The following is a 22,196-nucleotide window of genomic DNA, read 5'->3' as shown; positions in this document are numbered from 1 at the left end:
TATCCCGTTGATGACGCATCTTTTCTGCTGTTCAGCCTGTATCCAGCCCGCGTCCGCTTGATCTAGAACCAGCTTACGGCGGGGCGGCGGTCCCTGTGACGGACCGCCCCGTACCCTATCGGAGGAACCGGCTCGCGGATGCCGATCCGCGCGGCGGGCACACAACATCACCGGCCGATGGCCGTGACCGACCATCGGGGGCGGGAGCGGCCATCGGTCCTCGGCCTTCGACCGGCCTCGCCGGACGGCGGCCGGAGGGGCGGACCAGGGCAGCATGGCCGATTACTACCCGCTTCTGGCACGCGCCCTCGATGCGCTGCCCGACCGATCTCCGGCCTTGCGCAAGGCGGTCTATGACCGTGCGCGAAACGCCCTGATCAGCCAGCTCCGCTCGCTGGATCCGCCCCTGTCGGAAGCCGATATCGATCTCGAGCGCCGGGCGCTCGACACGGCGATCGAGCGGCTCGAAGTCGATCACGGCGGCCTGCCGGCACCGGCCAACGACGCCGTTGTGGTCCCGGATCCGAGCCCGCCGCCCGCCGCGGCACCGGAAGTCCCGGAGCCGTCGCCGCCGGAACCGGCCGTTCCCGAGCCCGTGAAGGCTCCGGAGCCGGTCCTTCCGGCCGCCATACCGCCCTTCGCGCGCGTCATTCCCAGGGCAGAGCCAGAGCCGCGCGAAGCGCCGATCGCGATCTCGTCGCCGCGATCCGGGCCGGGCCCGTCGGCCGCGCCCGAAGAGCCGCAGCCCGTGCCCGAGCCGCCGGCATCGCCCGAAGATCCGGATCTCGGGGCTTCCTTGGGCGATGCCGGCAATGGCCGCCAGCGTCCGCGCATCGAGGTGGTGCCGCCGCGGTCCGGGCGTTCCCACATCCTGAGGAACGCCTTCGTCGGCGGCGTGCTGGCGGTGGTGATCGGGTTGATCGCCGTAGCGGCCTTCATGCTCCGCGACCGGCCCCAGAACCTGCCGTCGAACGGCACCGAGACAGCGGACTCACAGCAGACCGACACCGAGACCAAGTTCGGTGACCGGGTCGGCGGCGAGGCGACCCCGGCGCCGCGGGCCGCGGCACGGCAGGACACCGGCGCACCGGCGCGGGCCGCGCCGTCGCCGGCTCAGCCGAACCTCTCCGTTGCCCAGCGGGCCGAGCTGATCGAGGAGGCCACGGGCTCCGACAACGCGCAGCCGACGAAGACCAACGGCCGGGTGACGTGGCGGCTCGACACCGTGAACGGCGAACAGGGCCAGCCGCTCCAGAATGCCGTGGTCGCGACCGTGACGATCCCGGATGCCGGGCAGACATTGGTGATGACCATCCAGCGCAACCTCGACGCGACGCTGCCGGCCTCGCACACGGTGAGCCTCGTCTTCAGTCAGACGGGTGACGTCGCGCGGACGGTGCAGGATGTCGGCCTGCTCCAGGCCAAGGACGACGAGAATGGCCGTGGCTCCCCGCTCTCCGGCCTGCCGGTCCGGGTTCGGGACAACCTGTTCTTGATCGGTCTGTCGTCGCTTCAGAACGACGTCGATCGCAACACCGACCTGCTGCTCCACCGCAACTGGTTCGATCTCGCCGTGCGCTACACCTCGGGCAAGCGGGCGGTGCTCACCTTCGAGAAGGGGAGCGCCGGCGCCCAGGTGCTGCAGAACGCCTTCGACGCCTGGCAGTAGCGCAAAATCCGGCATGCCTTCTCGCGCGCCGGCTCTGCCGATCAGTGCGCCTCGATGCCGGTGCGGGGCAGCTCGCGGTTGGCGATGTTACGCTTGACCGCTTCCTGCACCTTCTCGAAGGCGCGAACCTCGATCTGCCGGACGCGCTCGCGGGAGACGCCGAACTCGCCGGACAGATCCTCCAGCGTGATCGGATCCTCCGCGAGCCGCCGCGCCTCGAAGATGCGCCGCTCCCGCGGGTTGAGCACGCCGAGCGCGTCGCGCAGGGCCGAGAGGCGGTTCTGCCCCTCCTGCTCGCGCGCCAGCACGGTCTCCTGGCTCGGGGCGTTGTCGACCAGCCAGTCCTGCCACTCGCCCTCGCCCTCCTCGCGCAGGGGCGCGTTGAGCGACGTGTCGCCGGACAGGCGCCGGTTCATGTCGATCACGTCCTGCTCGGGCACGCCGAGGCGGGTGGCGATCTGCTTGACCTGATCGGGGCGCAGGTCGCCCTCGTCCAGCGCCGAGATCTTGCCCTTGGCCTTGCGCAGGTTGAAGAACAGCTTCTTCTGGTTGGCGGTGGTACCCATCTTCACGAGGGACCACGAGCGCAGGATGTATTCCTGGATCGCCGCCTTGATCCACCACATCGCGTAGGTCGCCAGCCGAAAACCCTTGTCGGGATCGAAGCGCTTGACCGCCTGCATCAGGCCGACATTGCCCTCGGACACGACCTCGCCGATCGGCAGGCCGTAGCCGCGATAGCCCATGGCGATCTTGGCCACGAGACGCAGGTGCGAGGTCACGAGCCGATGCGCGGCCTCACGGTCGCCAGCATCCCGCCAGCTCTTGGCCAGCGTGAACTCTTCCGTCGGCTCCAGCATCGGGAACTTGCGGATCTCGTCGAGGTAGCGCGACAGGCCACCTTCATTGGCGAGCACGGGCAGCGTACCGGCCATGGCATTCTCCTGGACTCTTGTCCCCCTGACGGGCGGACGCGACGGGCAACAGTGCCGTCCACTCGGGCCGCTCTTGAGCCGACCCTCCCGGCCACCCATCTCTTACGGGTGACCCGGATGGACCGGTAGCGGTTGATGACTCCCCCGTCAGCATCAACGCGCGACCGGCTGAATGGTCGTACCATGTCACGATGTGACGCGGTCCGGCGTGATCTTTCGCACGCGGCATAGACTCGGTTTCTTATCACGGTCTCTAATCGCGTTCTCTTGGCTCATTCCCTTGGCTCAAGCTTTCGCGAGGGCCTCCACGAGCGCGGCGATGTCGGGCGGGATCGGGCTCTCGAATCGGAGCGTCTCGCCGGTGCGCGGGTGGCTGAAGCCCAGCAGTTCCGCGTGCAAGGCTTGCCGTCCGAGGGCCGTGAGCGCGTCGCGCGCCTCCGGCGACAGCCGCGCCGCCTTGGTGCGGAACGCGCCGCCATAGACCGGGTCGCCCAGGAGCGGATGGCCGCGATGGGCGAGGTGGACGCGGATCTGATGGGTTCGTCCCGTCTCCAGCCGGCATCGCACGAGGGCGACCTCCGGATAGGTTTCGGCGACCGTGTAATGCGTCACGGCGTGCCGCCCGGACTCGTCGGAGACCACGGCGATCTTCTCCCGGTTGTGGCGCGAGCGGGCCAGGCTCGCCTGAATCGTCCCTGCGCGCGGATGCGGCACGCCCCAGACCAGGGCCGCATAGGCTCGCTCCAGCGGCCCGGTGCGGCCGTGATCGGCGAACTGCGCCGTCAGCCCGTGATGAGCCGCGTCGTTCTTGGCGACCACGATCAGGCCGCTCGTGTCCTTGTCGAGGCGATGGACGATGCCGGGCCGGCGCACGCCGCCGATCCCGGACAGGCTCGCCCCGCAATGGGCGATCAGCGCGTTGACCAGGGTCCCGCTCTCGTGGCCCGGCGCCGGATGCACCACCAGGCCCGCCGGCTTGTCGATCACGACGAGGTCGTCGTCCTCGTAGGCGATCGCCAGGTCCACGGCCTCGGCCGCCGGTTCCGCATCTGCCGGCGGGGGCACCTCCAGGACGATCTGGGCGCCGGCCGCGACCTTCGCGGACGGATCGCGCACCGGGATGCCATCCCGGCTTACCCGCCCGTCGCGCACCAGATCCTGCAGCCGCGCCCGGGACAGATCCGGAAACAGGGCCACCAGGGCCCGATCGAGCCGGATCCCCCCCTCTACGACGATCCCGGCCCGTTCCTCGTCGATCCCGTCCACCGCAATCCCTCTCCGCGCCCCGTCCGCACCGATCGATACGGAATCTGTCGAGAAGGCCCTTGCTCCCCCGGCGGGGCGTGGCTATAGCACCCGGGCGCCGCCGGAAAGCTCCCATCGTCTAGCGGTCTAGGACGTCGCCCTCTCACGGCGAAAACAGGGGTTCGATTCCCCTTGGGAGCGCCACCGGCGCAAGTTTCATCAATTTTGTGAACGACCTGGCGGATGTGGCACCCGAGCTGCCTTCGCGGTGGGAGCACGCTGCCGCTCGGCGTGGCGTTCCCACGTGCTGTCTGCGAACTCCCTGCGGGGCTCACCGCTATCCGGGCGCAGGGCAGTGACCGCGCGGGGTCATCGTGACACTCACGCATCCGGCGGCCCTTCCGTGACGCGGATCGGCCGGAACGATCGCCGGGCGACCTCGGCTTCGACCCAGCTGCGCGCCGCTTCTGCATCCGCGTGGTCGGTGAAGGCCGCGGGCCGGGGCGGCCATTCGGATCCGGATTGGACGACGTACCCGCGCATGCCGTTGGAACACGGCCCGACATAGCCGAACACCTTGCCGAACGCGTCCATAAGGTCGGTGCAATGGACCGGCCCCTCTTGCCAGTGGAGGTCAGGCATCGCCTGCGTCCCTTGCAGCGATCAGCAGTGTCGATCGTAGCATTTCCCGGACATCCCCCGAAAAGACCTGATCGCAGTCCGGTGCTGCATCGATGCTGCTTATGTTCTGCGGGCGGAAGGCCCCGCCGTGGTGAACGGGGTCGCCTTCACGATCCGGTAATAGCCTCGCCGAACCGACGGCGAACCTCCGTGAGGACCGGAATCATCGCCGGACCGTAGAGCTCCTTGAACGGCTCGTAGCTGGCCACGAATTGCGCAGCCTCCATGGGGCTGAGCATGTCGTCCACCAGCTTGCTCTGCACGATCCACGCAAGCGAGGCACCCTCGGCTGGCGCCTCGATCAGAAACCGTTCTGCGATCTCGCCGACGATGTAATCCGGCTGGTAGCGCTCGATCATCTCGTAGTCGAAGCTTACGGAATGCACGAACATGACTTCGCGAACGTGCAGGGCGATGCCGTAGCAGAGATACAGATTCGCGAAAGAATCGCCGAAGACCAGAAGCCGGTGGTGCGCGCCATGAGGATTGACGATCCGCGTCACGCACCCCCGGTTATTGAGACCGTTGGTGGTCACGTCCAGCGGCGGCGAGTTCGCGATCACGCGTTCGCTCAGCGCCGGGCGAGCCTCATCCGGTTCGTAGAGATCGAAGCTGTCGACGGGCCTCATCGACCATGTCGGCCGGAAGGCGTCCGCGTCCAAACCCATTGCGCGAACGATCTCGGTCGACGCCTCGTAGCCTCCGTAGGCCGACGTGTGGCTATCACCCGGGTGATAGAGGTCTTCGGCAGTCTGTTGCCTGACGTGATCGGAGAAGACGTAATGAGCCCAGCCTACCTGAGCCAGAAACGTCGCAAATCTGTCCGAGACTACCTGGAGGTTGTCGGGCAGATATTTCTGATAGAGGCAAGTCTTCTCCGGCATGATGAAGGTCTTTGTCCGTGAACCATAACGAGATGTTCTGGACCGCAGGACATTCGACCATTGATGGCTGACGCTGCCGGATGCGCGGATCAGGCCCACCATTTGCGACAGAGAAAAATTGTTGCCGTCGCCCAGAAATCGCCAACCCGCGTGGGCGATCAGAACGCGGGGGAAGTTGTGCGGCGGTGGATCAAGCGATGGCATCGTTCCTACCTAGATGGCGTGTGCCGAATGCGCCACCAACCGCGGCACCGCTTTCAGGCCCCTGCACTGCTGGCGGCTGACGGGAAAACTTTATGAAAATAGGCAATCGTCGCCTTAAATCCCGTCGAAGATGCGTTTTTGAAAGCAAGAATTTTAAATTACGACTCAATACTATATCATAACCTTCAATACGATAGTAATTCTGGCGAATAAATATAGTAGTATCTTTTTACGGACTCAAATTTGACTCAGCGATAATCATAAAACCATTAACAAGACGAAAAAACGCCATAAAATATGTCTAAATAACTTTCAGCATAACTGTTCATCCTAGAACTTAGCAATTTGATCGGAAGATATCGCGTAAACCAGCCGCGGCGGCTTTCTCAATCGAAGTCGCCGACCGGAATGAATAATAGAGGAGCATCGAAGTAGTGTACGTCATCATGGATGAGCGGCCGATGGTGACCGATGGGTACGTCGCCAGCTTCAGCAGAGAAGGCGTTTCGGCCGTCGGATTACGGGCAACCGATTTCAAGGGCTGGCTTCAGACGGCTCGGGAGCCGGATCTGGACGCCGTCCAGGGCTTCCTCCTCGGCGATTGCGAGCAGCGCCCGGCTCTGCCGGAGCTCATCCAGAAGCGGTCCCGGGCGCCGATCATCGCCATGATCGAGACCCGCTGCCTGACGGAAACCCTCGATCTCTTCACGGCCGGCATCGACGATGTCGTCCGCAAGCCGGTCCACGTACGTGAGATCATGGCCCGGACCGAATCCGTCTGGCGGCGCTCGCAGCGCTCGACCGCCAAGGCGGTGATGGATCGGACCGCGCGGCTGAAGGTGTATTTCGACGGCCGCGACCCCGACATCGATGGGGAGACGATCGCCTTGCCGCGGCGCGAGCGTCAGATTCTCGAGCTCCTGATCCGCAATCGCGGACGCAGGCTGACCAAGGAGCAGGTCTTCAACGCGGTCTACGGCGCCTTCTCCAGCGATGTCGATGAGAGCGTCGTCGAAAGCCACATCAGCAAGCTTCGCAAGAAGCTCCGGGAGAAGCTGAGCTTCGACCCGATCGAAGTCCGACGCTACCTTGGATACGCCTTCGTAAGTTGATCATCCGTGGCCGGATTCTTCGCCGGGCGGAATCCCGCCGCGAGAGGGGAGGGGCATCAATTCGACCCAAGCTATTGACTGCTCAGGATCGGTAACGGCTCCAAATCCTTGACGCGACGCGCGCTTGCGCCGCACCGGTATCCACTTCGGCGGCGACGGCTTCAGGAGCGCCCTTCTCTCGCCGATCGAACGATGGTCCGGTCGACCAACCTAACGGCTCTCGCTACTCGATCAGCTCGTCGGCCTTCGCCAGCAGCGATGGCGTGATCGACAGCCCCAGGGCCGCGGCGGTTTGGAGATTGATCACGGTCAAGAACCGTTCGCTCGCCTGCACCGGCAGGTCGCCGACCGCCGCTCCCCTCAGGATCCGGTCGATATAGCCGGCGGCTTGCTGGACGTCCCGGGCCACGCTGGTCGTGTAGGCGGCAAGACCACCGAGGCGGACCTGGGCTGCGTAGGCGTAGACCGCGGGCAGACGGTGCTGGGCGGCGAGATCGATGATCTGGCGGCTGTAGACGCCGGTCACCGCGTCCGGCAGCACGATCAGGCCGCCATGGGGCTCGTCGGCGAGGGTGGAGATCACGCGCTCGATCTCGGCGACGTCGTGCACGCCGCTGGCTTCGGAGCGGATGTTCAACAGCGGCCCGATCCGCGCGAGTTCAGCGGCATAGCCGGCAAAGCGCGCGCGGTAATCGGGGTTGATGATGGCGCGGGCCCGCGTGACCCCGGGGCTGAGTTCCTTCAGGAGCTGCAGCCACTTGCCGACGAAGGTGTAGTCGAAATTCGTGACGCCGGTGAGGTTGCCGCCGGGTCGCGCCAGGCTGGTGACCAGACCGCCGCCGACGGGATCCTGCACCTGAATGAATACCACCGGTATGGTCGAGGTCGCCTGTTGAAAGGCTGTCGTCCCGACGACGCCCTGGGCGAAAACCAGGTCGGGTCTGCTCGCCAGGAGTTCGTCGGCCTGACGGCGCATCTTTTCACTGTCGCCGTCGCCATGCCGCAGATCGACCGTCAGGTTCTGTCCCCAGATCCAGCCGAGCTTCTGCAGGCTGTCCTTGAGGGTCTCGACGATGACGGGCACGTCCGGATGGGTCTCCCCATAGACCAGGAGGACGCCGAGCCGGCGCCGCGGCGGGGTCTGATCACATCCGGTCGTCGGCCAAACGGCCGCGCCGCCGAGGCTCGCGAGGATGTCGCGACGCCTCAAGCGGCTATTGGGGGGACGGGACATCCCGAAGGGCCCTCGACCGGCGTGGCAAGCAATCGGCAGTGTCGGCGATCAGAGCCGATGGGTCGAGAGCGCAGGTACCCTCAACGGACCTCGATGCGCGTTCCCGAGGCCCCATTGAGCAGGCGTTTGAGATGGAACGCCGCCAACGCGTCGTCCGGCCGTAACCCGACCAGAGCCGCGAAGGCCGGCATGGCGCCGGCTTCGCCGGCCTCCAGCTTGGCGAAGGCGTCGAGGTAGCGGTCGAGCATCGCCGCATCGTACTCGGCCTCGGTCAGCGGCTCGAAGGCGCGTAATGCTCCCTGCTTCCCGCGCAGGACGAGGTCGCCCACGGGCCGCCCGCGGAACTGCTCCGCCCGGATCACCACGCTCTGGCTGACGCAGATCCGGGTGCCGAACGCCTTGTTGGCATTCTCCAGGCGGGCGGAGGTGTTGATGGTGTCGCCGTAGGCCGTGTAGTCGAAATACCGGCCGCCCCCGAAATTTCCGACGATGGCCGGCCCGGCATGAACGCCGATCCGCGTCGCGCCGATCTCGATCCCCCGCTCCCGCCAGCGCAGGCGGAAAGCCTCGGAGGCCGTGTCGAGGGCCAGCGCGCAATCGACGGCCCGCGCCGCATGGTCCGGCTGGTCGCCCGGAGCCCCGAACAGGACATGGATCGCGTCGCCGACGATCTTGGCAACGGTGCCCTCGTGCGCGAAGACGAGATCGGTCATCACGGCGAAATAGCCGTTCAGGATCTCGGCGAGCTGGGTCGGGTCCAGGCTCTCCACCAAGCTGGTGAAGCCGGCGATGTCGGTGAACAGGGAGGCCACCTCGCGCCGCGCGCCGCCGAGTTCCAATCCCGACGCGTCGCCCGCCAGGCGTTCGGCGAGATTGGGCGAGAAGTACCGCGCCAGGGAGGCGTGGGCGCGCTCGGCCAGTGCCTGCCGCTGCCGGCCCTCGCGCAGGATCCCGACATGGCGGAGCGTCCGCGCGATCGTGGTCTCGAGGTCGGTGAAATCGATCGGTTTCGTGAGGAAGTCGAAGGCCCCGCGGTTCATGGCGGTGCGGATATTGGCCATGTCGCCGTAGGCCGAGACGATGATGGTCGAGGGCCTGTCGTCGGATTCCTGGAGCTTGGCGAGCAGCGTCAGCCCATCCATGCCGGGCATGTTGATGTCCGACACGACCATGTCGACGTCGCGATTCTCGGCCAGGAGATCCAGGGCCTCGTGACCGTCATGCGCGAACAGGAAGGTCACCTGCCCATCCCGGATCTGGCGTCGGAATTTCTGGGTGATCAACGCCTCGAGATCCGGCTCGTCGTCGACGACAAGGATCTTCGCGGGCGGCACGTCGGGGATCATGCCGGCCCCGCGGCGGAGCCCAGGCGGCTTTCGATCTCGGCCCGCAGCAGGTCGAAGTCGATCGGCTTGGTGATCAGGCCCGCCGCGCCCCCGGTCAGCGCCTTCTCGCGGGTTTCGGCGTCGCCATAGGCCGTGATCATGATCACCGGGACATCGGGGCGTGCGGCCCGCACCAGCGGCAGGAGCTCCAAACCGGTCATGCCCGGCATGTTGATGTCGGAGAACATCAGGATCAGGCTCGCCCCGTCCGACGCGTTTACGCAGGCCAGGGCCTCGGGGGCGGAATGCGCGAACTCCATCGCGAACCGCCCGGCGCGGAGCTCGCGGCGGAATTGCTGCCGGAACAGGTCGGTGACGTCGGGCTCATCGTCCACGACGAGGATGAGGACGTTCATGGTTCGCTCTTGGCTTGGGCGATGATCGGCTGGGCATGCGTCGCGCCGTTGCGGGGCAGCGTGATCGTGAATTCGGTGAACTGGCCGGGCTCGGTGGCGACATCGATCGAGCCGCCATGCTGCTTGACCAGGATATCATGGCTCAGGGACAGGCCGAGACCCGTCCCTTCTCCGGCCGGCTTGGTGGTGAAGAACGGGTCGAACATCTTGGCCTTGACGCTGTCCGGGATGCCGGTGCCGTTGTCCCGCACGCGGATCTCGATGCTGTCGCCACGATTGCGGGTGGTCACCGACAGGGTCGGCGCGTAGTCCGGCTCGGTTCGCTCAGTCTTCCTTTTCTCGGTGGCGTAGAACCCGTTCGACATCAAGTTCAGGAGAACGCGGGTCAATTCCTGCGGGTAGACATCCGCCGTGCCGGCTGCCGGATCCAGGTCGCGGACCAGGGTGATGTTGAAGCTCGGCTGCGCCGCCCGGGCACCGTGATAGGCCAGGTTCAGGCTCTCATCGACCAGGGCGTTGATCTCGACGGGACGATGCTCGCCGGACCCGGAACGCGAGTGCAGCAGCATGTTCTTAATGATCGAATCGGCGCGCTTGCCGTGCTGCACGACCTTGCCGAGATTGCCCTTCAACAGGTCGGCGATCTCATCGACCTCCGCGCGGATCTTCGGATCGAGGCTCGCGGGCTCGAGCACCTCCTGCAACTCGTCGACCAGCTCGCTCGACAGGGAGGCGAAGTTGTTCACGAAGTTGAGGGGGTTCTTGATCTCGTGCGCGATCCCGGCCGTGAGCTGCCCCAGGGAGGCGAGCTTCTCGGACTGGACCAGGCGGCTCTGCGCCTTCTGGAGGTCGTCCAGGGACTTGTTCAGGTCGCGGGTCCGTTCCTCGACCTTGGCCTCCAGAGTCTCGTAGGATTCCTGGACGCGGCTCGCCATCAGGTTGAAGCGGTGCGCGAGCGTCTCGATCTCGTCGCCGGTGCGGATCACGATGCGCTCCGAGAGGTCGCCGGCACCGAAGCGCTCCGCGCCGTCTTCGAGCTGGCGGATCGGCACGACCATGCGGTGGGCCAGGAAGGTCCCGGCGACGGTCGCAAGCATCACGCCGAGGCCCATCAGCGACAAGGTCTGGACCACCGAGGCATAGAGCGGCGCCATCGCTTCACCGAGAGGCCGCTGCACGAACACGATCCAGTCGACCCGCGGGATGGTGGCATGGGCCGCGAGCACGGAACCGCCGTCCAGCGCGGTGGTGATCTCATAATCCGTCGCGTCCGGATGGGCGCCGGACCGGCGGGCCGAAAGCGCGGCTGCCACTTCCGGCAGGGTCGACAGGTCGGTGTCGCGCAGGACGAGACTGAGATCCGGGTGGGCGATCAGCCGTCCGGTCGCCGTCACCACGAACGCATAGCCGCCCGAACCATCGTGGATGGCACTGACCACGTCCCAGATCAGCTTCAGGTTGACCTCGGCCACGGTCACGCCCGGGTCGCGCCCGGCATGGGCCACCGACACGGTCATGTACGGCTCCGATCCCCGCCGGAAATAGACCGGGCCGAACCAGACCTTGTCGGCGATCGCCCGGGTGAAGCGCGGCGCGGTGGAGAAATCCTTGCCGCTGCCGACGACGTCCGGTTCGAGGCGCGAGACCCGCAGCTGTTCCTTGCCGCTCGGATCGAGATAGGCGACCTCCGTGATGGCGGGCGCCTGCCGCAGCAGCCGGATGAAGTCGTAGCGCTGCTGCTCCGGGGAGATGCGGCGCCACTCGGCCCGGGTCGTCCAGCCGATCTGGCTCTCGATCTCGGAGATGAAGGACTCGACCCGCTCCGCGGCCGCGTGCGCCTTCTCGCGCTGGACCTCGATGGCGGTCCGCTTGGCGTCGCCGTAGTTGAGGAACAGGTCGACGGCGCCGTTGATGAGCAGGACCAGCGTCACGAGGCCTACGAAGGCGACGGCGAACTTTCCCGCGAGCGGAAGGCGAAACCGCTCGGCCGGGATGGTCCGGTCCGAGGCAGCCGAGACCGTAGCGGTCGCCGTCATTCGACGATCTCGTCCGCTTGGGCGAGCAGCGCCGATGAGATCGTCAGTCCCAGGGCCTGCGCCGTCTTCAGGTTGACGATGAAGTCGAACTTCGTCGGCGCCTGCACCGGAAGCGCTGCCGGTTTCTCGCCATGGAGGATGCGATCCACGTAGGAGGCTGCGCGACGGACCGCGTCGGCTGGGTCGGGGCCGTACGACATCAGGCCGCCGCGATGCGCGAAGCGGCGGATCGCGAACACCGTCGGAACGCGATGCTCGGCCGTCAGGGCGACGATGCGGTCGCCGTTCGCTTCGCTGAAGGTGCCGGGGGCCACGATCAGCCCCGCATCTCCCCGCTGGCCGAGGGCGGCGATGACCGGGTCGATCGCGTCTGCGGCGCTGACCATGACCACCGCGGTCTCCAAGCCGAGGGCGGTCCCGGTGGTCCCGAGCGCCTCCGTGTAAAAATTGCCGCGCCGCACTTCGGTGTTCGCGTTGGAGAGCAGCGTGACGTGGCGGAGCGTCGGTGCCGCTTCCTTGAGCGCCGCCAGCCATTTCCCCGCCAGCGACGCCTCGTACAGGGTGAAGCCCGTGATGTTGCCGCCGGGTCTCTGCCGGCTCGCGACATAACCGGACCCGACCGGGTCGGAGGCGCCGACGAAGATGATCGGGATCGTCTTTGTCAGCGCGGACACCGCGGAGAGCTGCGCATTGAGGAACGCGAAGATCACCTGCGGATTCGCCTTTACGATCTCGGCCGCCAGCGCACGGGTGCGCTCGACATCCGCGCCGCCCCAGCGATCATCGACCTGCAGGTTCGTTTGGCCGTGCTCCCCCAGGGCCGACCGGAAGGCGCGCGCCAGCGAGCGACCCTCGGCGCCGCCGTCCACGAATGGCCAGAGCGCCGCCACCCGAGCCTGCTCCTGCGCCCGTGGCGCCAGCGGCCAGCCCGCCACGGCGCACGACAGCCCGGCAATGATGGTCCGCCGCCTCATCCGATCACCGCGCCGGTTTTTTTCGTCATCGCGCCTCGCCGCGCAGACCGGGCCGCGCGCCCGCACCGATCCGGCGTTCGGATCCGGAGCTTAGTGCAAGCTCGACCAGGGCACCACGGCGGACCCGTGGACGCGGTTATCAGAATGCCAGACGGAATCCCCCGACGATGTTGCGTGGCGCACCCGCGAACACGGACCCGGTGGTGGCCGCCAGCACCCCGGCGCCGTTCTGGAGGCCGGTCGCCCCGCTGATCGAGTTGGCGAGGTTCTGGGCCGAGGCGACGTAGGTCGTGTCGAACAGGTTGCGCACTTCCAGGTAGAGGTTCAGCCGCTTCGCGTAGCCGCCGGTCAGCTCCGTGGCGTAGTGGACGTTGGCGTTGACGATCGCGTAGCCCGGGGCCTTCAACAGGTTGGCGTTGTCGATGTCAAAATCGCCCTGCACCACGGTCTCGACGAAGGCCCCGAGCCCGGCGAGCGGCCCGGTGGGCACATCGTAGCCGACGCGCGCCAGGAGCTGATGGGCCGGCACGCCGGGGATCCGGTTGCCCGCCCGGTCGAACAGGCGGGTGAGGCTGCCGGCGCTCAGCTGCTCGGTGTAGCGCGTGTAGATCTGGTCATCGAACGTGTAGGCCAGGACCCCGCGCCAGCCCGGCGCGAAGGCCCAGTCGGCCCCGACTTCGAGGCCCCGGTGCTCGGAGGCCGGCGCGTTGAACGTGTAGGCCAGGAGCCCCGCACCCGGCGATTGCGAGACCAGCTCGTTGCGGAAGAACTCGTAGAAGCCGGTCACGCTGAGGCGCAGGGTCTCGGTCGGGCTCCAATCCGCCCCGAGGTCGAAGCCGAGATTCTTCTGGGTCTGAAGCTGGGTGTTGTTGCCGGGCAGCCCCGCCGGGGTGACGAACAGGTTGCCCGCCGCCGGCGTGGTGTAGCCGGTCGCGACCCGGCCGCGGAACGCCCAGGCGTCGTCCGGCCGGTAGACCAGGGCGAGTTCGGGGGCGACGTTGAGGAAATTGCGGTCGGCATTCGCCACCGTCCGGGTCGTGCCAGCGGCCGCGTAGCTGCAGGCGAGGTTGCGCCCGGTGATGGCGGTGCTCTCGGCGCTGATGCCCAAAACGCCGGTCCAGCTTTCGGACAGGGCGAGTTCGAGCCGCGCCCGGCCGCCGAGATTGGACTGTGCCGCATCCTGAACGCCGATCAGCGCCCCGAGGCGAGACGCGCCGAACGGCGTCAGGTTGTAGGTCGGCGTGTGGATGTCGATCGTGTTGTAGGCGAGCGCCACGTAGCCCACCGCCGGCAGGCCGAACAGGTCGCCGCGCCGGGTCACGTCGGTGAGGAAATTCCAGGCCGGGAACGAGCCGAGATACGCATTCGTGTACACGGGCTGGTTGAAGTTGCGCTCGTCGAAGCCGAGCTGCGTGCGCCAGGTGGTGAACGCGTCGATGTCGTGTTCCCAGCGCGCCGCCACGATGGTCCGCCGGTCCTTGCGCCCGAACCCGCCCTCGTCCGCGGTCACCGGCACCGTCGCCCCGAAGGCGCCGTTGCGGAACAGGCTGAAGGTCGTGCAGCCGGGCGCCGCGGTCGCGGCCGCGGCGCAGCCCCGCTGGTACGGGTTGATCCGGTACTGTGCCAGCGAGGAACGGGCGGCGAGATTGGTGTCGAGCGTGCTGTTGATCACCTTCAGGGTGAAGCGATTGTCCGGCGTCGGCGTGTAGCTCGCCAGAAGATTGATGGTCTGCGTGTCGAAGCTGGCGTGGTCCTGATAGCCGTTGCTGCGCACATCGCTGGCGAACAGGCTGATCTCGAACGGGCCGCTGGCCTTGCCGACGGTGAAATAATTGCTGAGGTAGCCGAAGCTGCCGGCGTCGGTCCCGATCTCGTAGCCGTCGATCTCCCGGCCGGTGCGGGTGCGGAACGCGATGGCGCCGCCCGTGGCGTAGTTGCCGAACAGGGGCGATTGCGGGCCGCGGAACACGTCGATGCGGCTGTAGGCCCGCGGGTCGGTCAGGTCGAAGCGGGACGCGCCGTCCGGCTGCGTGAGGATGAAACCGTCCTCCAGCACCACGGTGTTCTTGATCACGCCGGTGGAGCGGGCGTTGTTGCCGCGGATCGAGATGATCACGTCGCGTCCGCCATTGCCCTGGCGGACGGTGACGCCGGGGCTGTTCACCAGCACCGAGCCGATGCTGGTCGCCGGCCGGTTCGTGATGGTGTTGTCGCGCCCGATTCCGGTAACGACCTGGCCGACCGGGTGCTCGATCACCGAGGGGGCCGAGCCCTGGGGCGCGGCCACGCCGAACGGCACGGCGATGGCGGGTTGGCCGGCGCCAGGACCGGCCTCGCCTTCGACGGAGAGCTCGTCCAGCGTGACGGCTTGCTGCGCCGTTGCGGGTATGGCGGTGCCGGCGAGGAGCACGGCCAGCGTGCCGAACCGCGATGCGGCCTGGTGGATCGACATCTCAAAAGTCTCGTCTGATCGGTCGTGGGGCCGGACGGCGCGGTCGCCGCCCGAATGGAAGCCGTGATCAGGCGGGGACGGGTGGCGCGCGCGGTTGGCCTGCGACGCGCGGCGCCAACTTCGGATGGGACGGGGGCGGGATCGGCCAGACCGGCGCGACCCAGCGCAGCAGGCGGGCGAGACCGGGAGCTTCCGGATTGGGCGGGGGGACCATCCCGGCGCGGCACAGCCGGCACACGTCGCAGGTTGGCGGCGCCATCGGCTGGTCCACCGAGGCGCCGATTTCATCGCCTGCCGGTGGGTGACCGCACAGGATCGCGCCTTGCAGCCCGGGCACGGCCAGCGCCATCCGCAGGGCGGCCGCCGGCGCGAGGGCCTGCACCCACAGGGCGAGCAGGATCAGCCCGGTCCCGAGGAAGCCGGGCCGCCTGTGCAGAGTCATGCGGTCGGTCGACACGGGCATCGAGCCCGCTATCGTCAGATCAGGCCGCCTCGCGCCTGCGGACCATCTGCACGGCCAGATCGAGCCCGATCATCCCCAGGATCGCCAACCCGGTCAGGGGAAACAGCACCCCGAGCGCGGCGATCACCAGGGTCACGGTCGCGACCACGCGCCGATCCCGCGGCCAGGGCGGCACGCCGAGGCCGCCGGCCGGGCGGCGCTTCCACCACATCGTGGCGGCGGTGACGGCGAGCAGGATCGTGGCGAGGCAGAAGGCCAGCATGGCGAGCTGGTTGGCCCGGCCCCAATGCTCGCCCTTGTGGATCCCGATCCCGTACTGGACCGCCCGCCCGACCGGGCCGAGCTCGGCAAAGTGCACGTCGACCAGGGGCGCGCCGGTATATTGATCGAGGGAGATCAGCCGCTGCTGGGCGACATCATGCGGGTAGGCCGCCGCGGCGTAGACGCCATCGGCGCCGACCGGCAGAGCCAATTCGTAGCCCCGCGGCATCCCCAGCCGGGTGACGATCGCAGCAGCCTGATCGATCCCGATGGGCTCCGCAGCCCTGGCAGCCGGCTGCGAGCGCGGCACCGGCGCGTCCTGCAGGGTCCAGCCGGCATCCGGCAGCCGCGCCCGCATCGGCACCTTCGAGACCGGACGGTTGGCCCACAGGATCGCGGGCTGGCCGAGCCCGGCGGCGTTCGACCAGGTACGCAGCTGCTGCCCCCACCAGATCGACCAGGGCAGCCCGGTGATCGCCAGGAACAGCAGGCCGCCCCCGGCCACGAGCCCGGTCACGGCGTGCAGGTCCCGCCACCAGACCCGGCGGTTCGGGGTCCCGCGCAGGCTGACGACGCCGCCGGTCTGGCCGCGCGGCCACCAGAGATACAGGCCCGTGATCACGAGAACGATCGCGAAGCCCGCCACCACCTCGACCAATGCGTTGGCGAAGGGGCCGAAATAGCTGAGGCTGTGCAGCCCGCGCACGACCATCATGAACTCGCCGTCGCGGTCGACGCGGTCGAGCACGGAGCCGGTATACGGGTCGAGGTAGACGAGGCGCTTGCGGCCGTCCTTCGACAGGGTGACCACGGCCGAGGCGTCGGGCGCGGCGGGGTCCGTGTAGGAAACCGGTACCGCGTCCGGCTCCACTTGCAGGGCGTTGAAGATCAGCCGGTCCGGCCCGAGGGGCGCCGTCGCCTGGATGACCACGCGGGTCCGGTAGGCGAACAGGCTGCCGTTGATCTCGTCCTTGAACAGGTAGAGCGCCCCGGTCGCCGACAGGCTGATCAGGAACGGCAGGCACAGCAGGCCGGCATAGAAGTGCCAGCGCCACACGGCGCGATAGACGGCCTCGCGGGAGGCACGCAAAGCGGCGACGGCCCCGAAAGCGGGGGCGCTGCCGTGCAGGAGAATCGACATGGGAACAGTCCGGGCCTGAACGATCGGAAAGCGGGATCGTCAGGCGGCGGGCGGACCTCGGGCAGAGGTGGCTGAAGGCGGTGGACCGGTCTTCGGTCGCTCGGCTTCCGGTCGCCAGGCCAGGCGCAGAGCCGGCGCGAACGGCCACGCGACGGCGACCGGCTCGGACGGGGGCAGCGCCACGCCGACCGCCTGCACCAATGTGCAGCACGGATGGGCATGGAGCGGAGCCGCCCCGTCATCGGGCGTGCCGGAATCGTGCTCGGCGCACAGAACCGCGCCGGGGGACCCGAAGGCATGGGCCGGCGTTGCGAAGCCGAGGAAGGCCTGAATCAACAGCGCGTAGAGCGCGACCATCCCGATGATCGCGCGGCCTTGGACCATCTGGGGCAGGCACCGGCGCATGGCCTGATTGTTAGGCATCGCCGCCGCTGCACGTCAACGGGGCGTCGACGCTCGGTCGCCCGTCATGAGGCGTCGCGGATTTTTCGGCTGTGGACCTCAAGCCCTCAGACAGGAGGACCTGTCGCCCGCGCGCCTCACATGCCGGCCCGCCCAGCGCTCGCCCCGACCGAGTCGCCCGCGTTCAGTGGCAGACGACCTGAACCGTGAAATCCCGGGCCTTCTCGGCGATCCCGGCACCGTCCATCGGGTCGGTGGTGCGTACGGTGATCGGAGCCTCGACACCGTTCGCCTCCAGAAAATTCAGGGCGATCGTCGACTTGATCGCGAAGTTCACGTTCTGCGGCACGTCACCCGAGGCGAAGGCCACCTGCTTGGATTGGACCACCCCGATGACGTTCCCGTACTGGTCGAGCGCGGGGCCGCCGCTATTGCCCTGGTGAACCGGCGCGGAGATCTGGATCTTGCGCGTGTCGTCGCCCGATCCTGCGGTGGCCGTCACGTTGCCGATGGTGAAGTTGCCGGTGGAGGCCAGGACATCGCTCTGCGGGTAGCCGTAGACATAGACGTTCTCGCCGAGCCGCGCCCGGACCGACAGGGGCGGCACGGCCTTCTGCGGGGTATCGGTGGCCAGCACCGCCAAGTCGTTGGTCGCGTCCCGCGCCACGAGCCGCGCCGTCAGTAAGGGACGGCCGGGCTGCCGGACGGAAAAGTCCGAGCAGGATTCGACGACGTGGTTGTTGGTAAGCAGGTGCCCGCGCTCCGAGACGTAGAAGCCAGTCCCGGTGCTCACCATGCCGGCCTCGAGCTTGCGCGGTTTCGTCAGCCCCGGCGCCTCCTTGGCGGCGGCACTGATCACGTCCTTCTGGCAGCCCATCACGGCGTCGAACGCCTCCGTGGACCCGACGAGGGACAAGACCGCGATCTGCCGCCCCTGGAAGATCACGCTGATGCTGCCGGCATTGGACAGATCGGCGACGAACCGCTCCTTGAGGCCCGACTGGAACAGCCCGTGGGCCTCCCCGCGCTCGAAGCCCGTGAAGGTGCCGCGCCACTTCTCATGACCGGCGATCATCTGGATGTCGTACTGCCCCCCGACCTCCAGCGAGCGCCATTTAGCGTTCGTGAGCGCGAGGTAGGATGAGCCGCGCGCGCCGCCGAAGCCGAACCACAGGGTCGTGCCGTCCCCGTAACTCGCCGCCGCGAGGCAGCCGCCGAGGCTCTCGCTGTAGCCGATCGACCAGCCGGCCACCTTTCCGAAGGTCTTGTCGACCGTGAGGTTCGGTGGAGCTGGCGACGCCGCGGCCGGCGGCACCGCAAGGCCGACAGCCAACAGGAAAGCCCAGGCAACCTTCGATCGGGACATGCGGTCGGTCCGGCGTGCGGCGGGGGCGGGACGGCTCAGCGGGTCTGGTTCACGGAGGTGGTGGCGCTGCCCTGCGGCGAGGCGAACGGATCGGCCGACGCGTTCACCACCTGCGCTCCGGACGGGCCGGCGGCCGGCGGCATCGGACGCTGGCGCGCAACCTTCCGGCGCGGCGCATGACGCACCTCGTGGATGACCCGGACCGTGCGCCTGGGAACGTGGTAGACCACCACCGGCCGCTCCCGAGCCGCCTGCGCGGCGATCGAGCCGGCGATGACGCCGCCCAGCACGCCCCCGGCCAGCCCACCGAAGATGGCGCCGGCGCTCTGCGCCTGCGCGGGCATCGGCGCTAGGCCGACCATAGCAACGGAGCCCGCCGCGCAGACGGCAACCAGGAAACGCCGCATCATAAGCTTGCCCTCAACAGACCAGAATCGAATCACGATCCGCGGAAAGCTTATCTCGATGCCGGTCGTTGTGAAGTGGGCAAGTCCACGCCTGCGTATTTAAGGTTGCTGCTGAACTAACTGGTGCGTGATGATCTGCGTAGACAATACGGACGGATCGATGGAATTAGTTGGAGGCGTCGTTAATATTGTATCGCGCCGATCTGTTCGAGGGACGGCAGCCGATCCTTGAAACGCACCGGGCGGCGGACTCGCGCAGGACGAAGCTGGCGTTTGGTCGGAAGGATACGGGCCCGACGGATCGGATAAACAGTGCCGTGCCTGCCTCCGTGGAAAGACGCACGCTCGACCTTCCGGACCGAGACATCATCCGTTGTACCGGATGGGGCAGTCGCGCATTTTACATGCAGAAACTGCGGTCGGGTTCAGGCTGGCTATCGATACGGCTGAAAGGCCGAAAACTTAGGTGGCTGGGGGACCTGGATTCGAACCAGGACTAGAGGAGTCAGAGTCCACCGTTCTACCGTTAAACTATCCCCCACCGCGCCGGGCGGCCTGAAAGCCACAACCGGACAGCACCCGCGCCGACTTGGCGGCCCCGGGCGTGGCGGTGAGATATGCGGAATGGCGTGACAGGTCAACCGGGCGTTCTGCGGTTGACGCGGCGACCAGGGCAGCCATAACCGGAGGGCCGCAGGCGCGGCCGGGAAGGGTGGCCGAGTGGTTTAAGGCAGCGGTCTTGAAAACCGCCGTGGGGGCAACTCCACCGTGGGTTCGAATCCCACCCCTTCCGCCAGCACTCCGCTAAGTGGCTGATTTTCCACGAAGCTCACAGATATCAATGGCTTGCGACTAGGCGGCTGCTACCCCGTGGTGCTATCCGGGAGCATGAGCGACGTGAGCCGTCACACCTATCTGGCGCAGCGCAAAGGTAGCGCAAACTGGTACTTCAAGGCCAAGGTTCCCCGTGATCTCATAACTGCGTGGGGAAAAGAGCAGGTGTGGAAGACGCTCCACACAGCCGACCTTGCGGAGGCCAAAAGGCGTGTCCGCGACGAAGCCGACGCCTTTGACAAGCAGTGTCGCGCCCTTCGCGATCGGGCTGCAACAGACGGGTTGGAAATCGTTGGAAACGTGGCCCTTACGTCACTAACGGAGGCCGCCATCCGCGGAATGGTGCTCACGTGGTTCGACACTATTGATGCAGAGCGAGAAAGACGGCACGAGGTAGCAGTGCCCCAGGATCGGGCTGAAGCGCTTATCACGCTCGCTCAAGACGAAAACGACCTTACAGACCCTGACGACCTTGGCCTTGATGCCGCGTATCAGACTGCCGTTCGCCTTCTCCAGGCGCACGACGTTCGCCTCGTGCGGCGCCCGCTCGATCCAATTCGCACCTCCCAATCGCGTATGCCCTTCGTGGTGGCGCGCGAGGATGCAGCTTCCGCTCAATTCCGTCAGTTGCTGGCATTGCTACGCCGGGGACAGTTGGAGGATCTTCGCCGCAGCAGGGCGCGCCTATCAGACGACTTCCGAGAAATGGCGTTCGACCCGGCATTCGCGCCTAAGACGATACCGAATTCTCGAACTTTGGCACAGGCGATAGCTTCCTTCCGAGCCGAGCCACATCGAGCCACCCTCATCGCCAAATCGCAACAGACCTACGATGTCGTGTTTCGCCTCGCGAGTGAGCTGTTTGGGGCTGAGCGGTCCATACGTGATATTGGCCGGGAGGACTGCAAGTCGTTCCGTTCGACTGTGCAGGCGTTACCACCGAATGCCAGCAAACGCTTTCCTGGGAAGACGTTAGTGGAGGTTGCGAAGCAGGAAATGCCGGCTGCGGATCGGCTGCGCGATACGACCGTGAACCACTATCTCACCTCCCTGGCCACGCTCTTCAACTTTGTCGAGAAGGAAGGCTGGATCTCGCAGAACCCGGCCAAGGGCCTCGCGCTGAAGGGGGTGAAGAAGCGCCGCCGACGCGATCCGTTCACTGCCGCGGAACTCACGGCGATGTTCCAAGCGCCGCTCTATACAGGCTGCCAGGATGACGAGAATGGATACGCAAAGCCGGGACCGAACAAACCGCGTCGCGGGCGTTTCTGGATACCGCTGCTTGGGCTCTACACCGGAATGCGCCAAGGCGAGATCGCGCAGTTACAAACCAGCGACGTGCGTCTGTTCCAGGGCGTCCTCTGCATCTTTATCACTGCGGACGGCGACGATGTTGACGAAGCGGACCGCAAGCGTGTGAAGACGGAGGCAGGCGAGCGCTACGTGCCAGTGCATCCCATGCTGGAGCAGGTTGGCTTCGTTGAGTACGTGGAGAGAATGCGCAATGCCCGAGGAGAGAGACTGTTCCCAGACATCGTGCGCGGTGCCGATGGCTATTTCAGCCCTTTCTCAAAATGGTTTTCGCGCTTCCTAGATGCGGAGGAGGTGAAGCGTGACCGCAACGCTTTTCATTCTTTTCGGCACACCTTTCGAGATGCGATGCGCGAGGCGAGCGTGCCGCCCGATGTCGTGACGGCCTTGGGTGGATGGGTTCGAGGCGGAATGGAAGAACACTATGGGAGCGGGCGCATAACCGCCCCTGTGCTTCAAGAGCAGATGCGACGCATCCGCTACGATGGGCTGGATCTCTCACACCTGACTGATCGCTGATGCGCGGGATCCTGCCGGGCGATCACATGGGGGAAGCCGCTAGACGAGGTCAGTGAAACCGGTTTCACCGGCATGCCGCCGGAGCGCTACGCCGGAGCCGCACCCCCGGCCATTCCGACGAACCCACGCTCAATGGTGGGCTCCGACCTGCCGCCTGCCTCGCTCGACCTAGGGTCCGCTCGTACACCGCCCTGCACAGATAGACCCTATTTTCGTCTCCACGGTCCGGGGGCTGCTTCCGGATCCATGAACGCGATTGAGCATTCATGCCGGGTCGGTGCCACGTCGTCCCATGATCCCGTTCGTTGCGGGTAGCCTCTTCGAC

At 66.9% G+C, this 22,196-nt stretch carries 18 protein-coding genes and 3 tRNA genes; 5 read left to right on the top strand and 16 right to left on the bottom strand.

Features of this window, described 5'->3' with window-relative positions; all coding sequences use genetic code 11:
* The first annotated feature begins 274 nt into the window (after positions 1-274).
* Positions 275-1,669: a histidine kinase gene (locus MKL20_RS24780; RefSeq protein WP_244038897.1), complete on the top strand. Its 1,395-nt coding sequence runs from the start codon at positions 275-277 to the stop codon at positions 1,667-1,669.
* A gap of 41 nt (positions 1,670-1,710) precedes the next feature.
* On the opposite strand, the gene rpoH is transcribed toward MKL20_RS24780, so the two are convergent.
* Both rpoH and MKL20_RS24770 read right to left on the bottom strand, forming a co-directional pair.
* On the bottom strand, positions 1,711-2,604 hold the full coding sequence (gene rpoH, locus MKL20_RS24775) for an RNA polymerase sigma factor RpoH (protein ID WP_007565114.1): 894 nt from the start codon (positions 2,602-2,604) through the stop codon (positions 1,711-1,713).
* A gap of 285 nt (positions 2,605-2,889) precedes the next feature.
* The gene (locus tag MKL20_RS24770; protein WP_244038896.1) at positions 2,890-3,870 is read right to left on the bottom strand and encodes an RluA family pseudouridine synthase; all 981 of its coding nucleotides are present in this window, start codon (positions 3,868-3,870) and stop codon (positions 2,890-2,892) included.
* A gap of 107 nt (positions 3,871-3,977) precedes the next feature.
* Here MKL20_RS24770 and MKL20_RS24765 point away from each other — a divergent pair.
* Positions 3,978-4,053 (top strand) — tRNA-Glu (locus MKL20_RS24765).
* Positions 4,054-4,230: 177 nt separating this feature from the next.
* On the opposite strand, the gene MKL20_RS24760 is transcribed toward MKL20_RS24765, so the two are convergent.
* Both MKL20_RS24760 and MKL20_RS24755 read right to left on the bottom strand, forming a co-directional pair.
* Complete coding sequence (locus tag MKL20_RS24760) at positions 4,231-4,491, bottom strand: hypothetical protein (protein ID WP_244038895.1); 261 nt, start codon at positions 4,489-4,491, stop codon at positions 4,231-4,233.
* Between the two features lie 146 nt (positions 4,492-4,637).
* The gene (locus MKL20_RS24755) at positions 4,638-5,618 is read right to left on the bottom strand and encodes a hypothetical protein (protein WP_244038894.1); all 981 of its coding nucleotides are present in this window, start codon (positions 5,616-5,618) and stop codon (positions 4,638-4,640) included.
* Positions 5,619-6,052: 434 nt separating this feature from the next.
* Here MKL20_RS24755 and MKL20_RS24750 point away from each other — a divergent pair, with 434 nt between their 5' ends.
* The gene (locus MKL20_RS24750) at positions 6,053-6,730 is read left to right on the top strand and encodes a response regulator transcription factor (protein WP_244038893.1); all 678 of its coding nucleotides are present in this window, start codon (positions 6,053-6,055) and stop codon (positions 6,728-6,730) included.
* 223 nt (positions 6,731-6,953) lie between these two features.
* Here MKL20_RS24750 and MKL20_RS24745 read toward each other — a convergent pair whose 3' ends face one another.
* From MKL20_RS24745 to MKL20_RS24690, 12 genes are all read right to left on the bottom strand, one after another.
* Positions 6,954-7,940, bottom strand: a complete 987-nt coding sequence (locus tag MKL20_RS24745; RefSeq protein WP_244038892.1) for an ABC transporter substrate-binding protein — start codon at positions 7,938-7,940, stop codon at positions 6,954-6,956.
* A 104-nt stretch (positions 7,941-8,044) separates the two neighbouring features.
* Positions 8,045-9,310: an adenylate/guanylate cyclase domain-containing protein gene (locus MKL20_RS24740; protein WP_244038891.1), complete on the bottom strand. Its 1,266-nt coding sequence runs from the start codon at positions 9,308-9,310 to the stop codon at positions 8,045-8,047.
* Positions 9,307-9,705 carry a response regulator gene (locus tag MKL20_RS24735; protein ID WP_243965118.1) on the bottom strand — a complete coding sequence of 133 codons (399 nt, stop codon included), beginning with the start codon at positions 9,703-9,705 and terminating at the stop codon, positions 9,307-9,309. The genes MKL20_RS24740 and MKL20_RS24735 overlap by 4 nt, the downstream gene beginning before the upstream one ends.
* On the bottom strand, positions 9,702-11,741 hold the full coding sequence (locus MKL20_RS24730; protein ID WP_244038890.1) for an ATP-binding protein: 2,040 nt from the start codon (positions 11,739-11,741) through the stop codon (positions 9,702-9,704). Before MKL20_RS24730 ends, MKL20_RS24735 begins: the two co-directional genes overlap by 4 nt.
* On the bottom strand, positions 11,738-12,715 hold the full coding sequence (locus tag MKL20_RS24725) for an ABC transporter substrate-binding protein (protein ID WP_244038889.1): 978 nt from the start codon (positions 12,713-12,715) through the stop codon (positions 11,738-11,740). The genes MKL20_RS24730 and MKL20_RS24725 overlap by 4 nt, the downstream gene beginning before the upstream one ends.
* 139 nt (positions 12,716-12,854) lie before the next feature.
* Complete coding sequence (locus MKL20_RS24720; protein ID WP_244038888.1) at positions 12,855-15,167, bottom strand: TonB-dependent receptor family protein; 2,313 nt, start codon at positions 15,165-15,167, stop codon at positions 12,855-12,857.
* A 67-nt stretch (positions 15,168-15,234) separates the two neighbouring features.
* Positions 15,235-15,609 (bottom strand): DUF2946 family protein, encoded by a 375-nt coding sequence (locus MKL20_RS24715; protein ID WP_244038887.1) that lies wholly within the window; start codon positions 15,607-15,609, stop codon positions 15,235-15,237.
* Positions 15,610-15,649: 40 nt separating this feature from the next.
* Positions 15,650-17,032, bottom strand: coding sequence for a PepSY-associated TM helix domain-containing protein (locus MKL20_RS24710; protein WP_244038886.1), 1,383 nt, complete (start codon positions 17,030-17,032; stop codon positions 15,650-15,652).
* Positions 17,033-17,071: 39 nt separating this feature from the next.
* Positions 17,072-17,416 carry a hypothetical protein gene (locus MKL20_RS24705; protein ID WP_244038885.1) on the bottom strand — a complete coding sequence of 115 codons (345 nt, stop codon included), beginning with the start codon at positions 17,414-17,416 and terminating at the stop codon, positions 17,072-17,074.
* Between the two features lie 202 nt (positions 17,417-17,618).
* On the bottom strand, positions 17,619-18,800 hold the full coding sequence (locus MKL20_RS24700) for a S1C family serine protease (RefSeq protein ID WP_244038884.1): 1,182 nt from the start codon (positions 18,798-18,800) through the stop codon (positions 17,619-17,621).
* A 35-nt stretch (positions 18,801-18,835) separates the two neighbouring features.
* The gene (locus tag MKL20_RS24695; RefSeq protein ID WP_244038883.1) at positions 18,836-19,210 is read right to left on the bottom strand and encodes a hypothetical protein; all 375 of its coding nucleotides are present in this window, start codon (positions 19,208-19,210) and stop codon (positions 18,836-18,838) included.
* Between the two features lie 464 nt (positions 19,211-19,674).
* Positions 19,675-19,748 (bottom strand) — tRNA-Gln (locus tag MKL20_RS24690).
* A gap of 165 nt (positions 19,749-19,913) precedes the next feature.
* Between MKL20_RS24690 and MKL20_RS24685 the strand changes: the two genes are divergently transcribed.
* Together MKL20_RS24685 and MKL20_RS33190 are read left to right on the top strand one after the other, a co-directional pair.
* Positions 19,914-20,003 (top strand) — tRNA-Ser (locus MKL20_RS24685).
* 101 nt (positions 20,004-20,104) lie between these two features.
* Entirely contained in the window at positions 20,105-21,871 is a 1,767-nt protein-coding gene (locus MKL20_RS33190) for a site-specific integrase (RefSeq protein WP_244038882.1), read from the top strand.
* Positions 21,872-22,196 lie beyond the last annotated feature (325 nt).

It is taken from the genome of Methylobacterium sp. E-066 (genome assembly GCF_022829635.1).
GTDB lineage: Bacteria > Pseudomonadota > Alphaproteobacteria > Rhizobiales > Beijerinckiaceae > Methylobacterium.
The sequence above is the reverse complement of the archived record's forward strand: the minus strand, read 5'-3'. Positions and strand labels throughout refer to the sequence as shown.

Coding starts and splice junctions, on each gene's coding strand:
- MKL20_RS24755 (WP_244038894.1), bottom strand. CDS start 5,618: ATGCCATCGCTTGATCCACCGCCGCACAACTTCCCCCGCGTTCTGATC.
- MKL20_RS24740 (WP_244038891.1), bottom strand. CDS start 9,310: ATGATCCCCGACGTGCCGCCCGCGAAGATCCTTGTCGTCGACGACGAG.
- MKL20_RS24700 (WP_244038884.1), bottom strand. CDS start 18,800: ATGTCCCGATCGAAGGTTGCCTGGGCTTTCCTGTTGGCTGTCGGCCTT.
- MKL20_RS24710 (WP_244038886.1), bottom strand. CDS start 17,032: ATGTCGATTCTCCTGCACGGCAGCGCCCCCGCTTTCGGGGCCGTCGCC.
- MKL20_RS24730 (WP_244038890.1), bottom strand. CDS start 11,741: ATGACGGCGACCGCTACGGTCTCGGCTGCCTCGGACCGGACCATCCCG.
- MKL20_RS24720 (WP_244038888.1), bottom strand. CDS start 15,167: ATGTCGATCCACCAGGCCGCATCGCGGTTCGGCACGCTGGCCGTGCTC.
- MKL20_RS24705 (WP_244038885.1), bottom strand. CDS start 17,416: ATGGTCCAAGGCCGCGCGATCATCGGGATGGTCGCGCTCTACGCGCTG.
- MKL20_RS24760 (WP_244038895.1), bottom strand. CDS start 4,491: ATGCCTGACCTCCACTGGCAAGAGGGGCCGGTCCATTGCACCGACCTT.
- MKL20_RS24695 (WP_244038883.1), bottom strand. CDS start 19,210: ATGATGCGGCGTTTCCTGGTTGCCGTCTGCGCGGCGGGCTCCGTTGCT.
- MKL20_RS24725 (WP_244038889.1), bottom strand. CDS start 12,715: ATGAGGCGGCGGACCATCATTGCCGGGCTGTCGTGCGCCGTGGCGGGC.
- MKL20_RS24735 (WP_243965118.1), bottom strand. CDS start 9,705: ATGAACGTCCTCATCCTCGTCGTGGACGATGAGCCCGACGTCACCGAC.
- MKL20_RS24715 (WP_244038887.1), bottom strand. CDS start 15,609: ATGACTCTGCACAGGCGGCCCGGCTTCCTCGGGACCGGGCTGATCCTG.
- MKL20_RS24780 (WP_244038897.1), top strand. CDS start 275: ATGGCCGATTACTACCCGCTTCTGGCACGCGCCCTCGATGCGCTGCCC.
- rpoH (WP_007565114.1), bottom strand. CDS start 2,604: ATGGCCGGTACGCTGCCCGTGCTCGCCAATGAAGGTGGCCTGTCGCGC.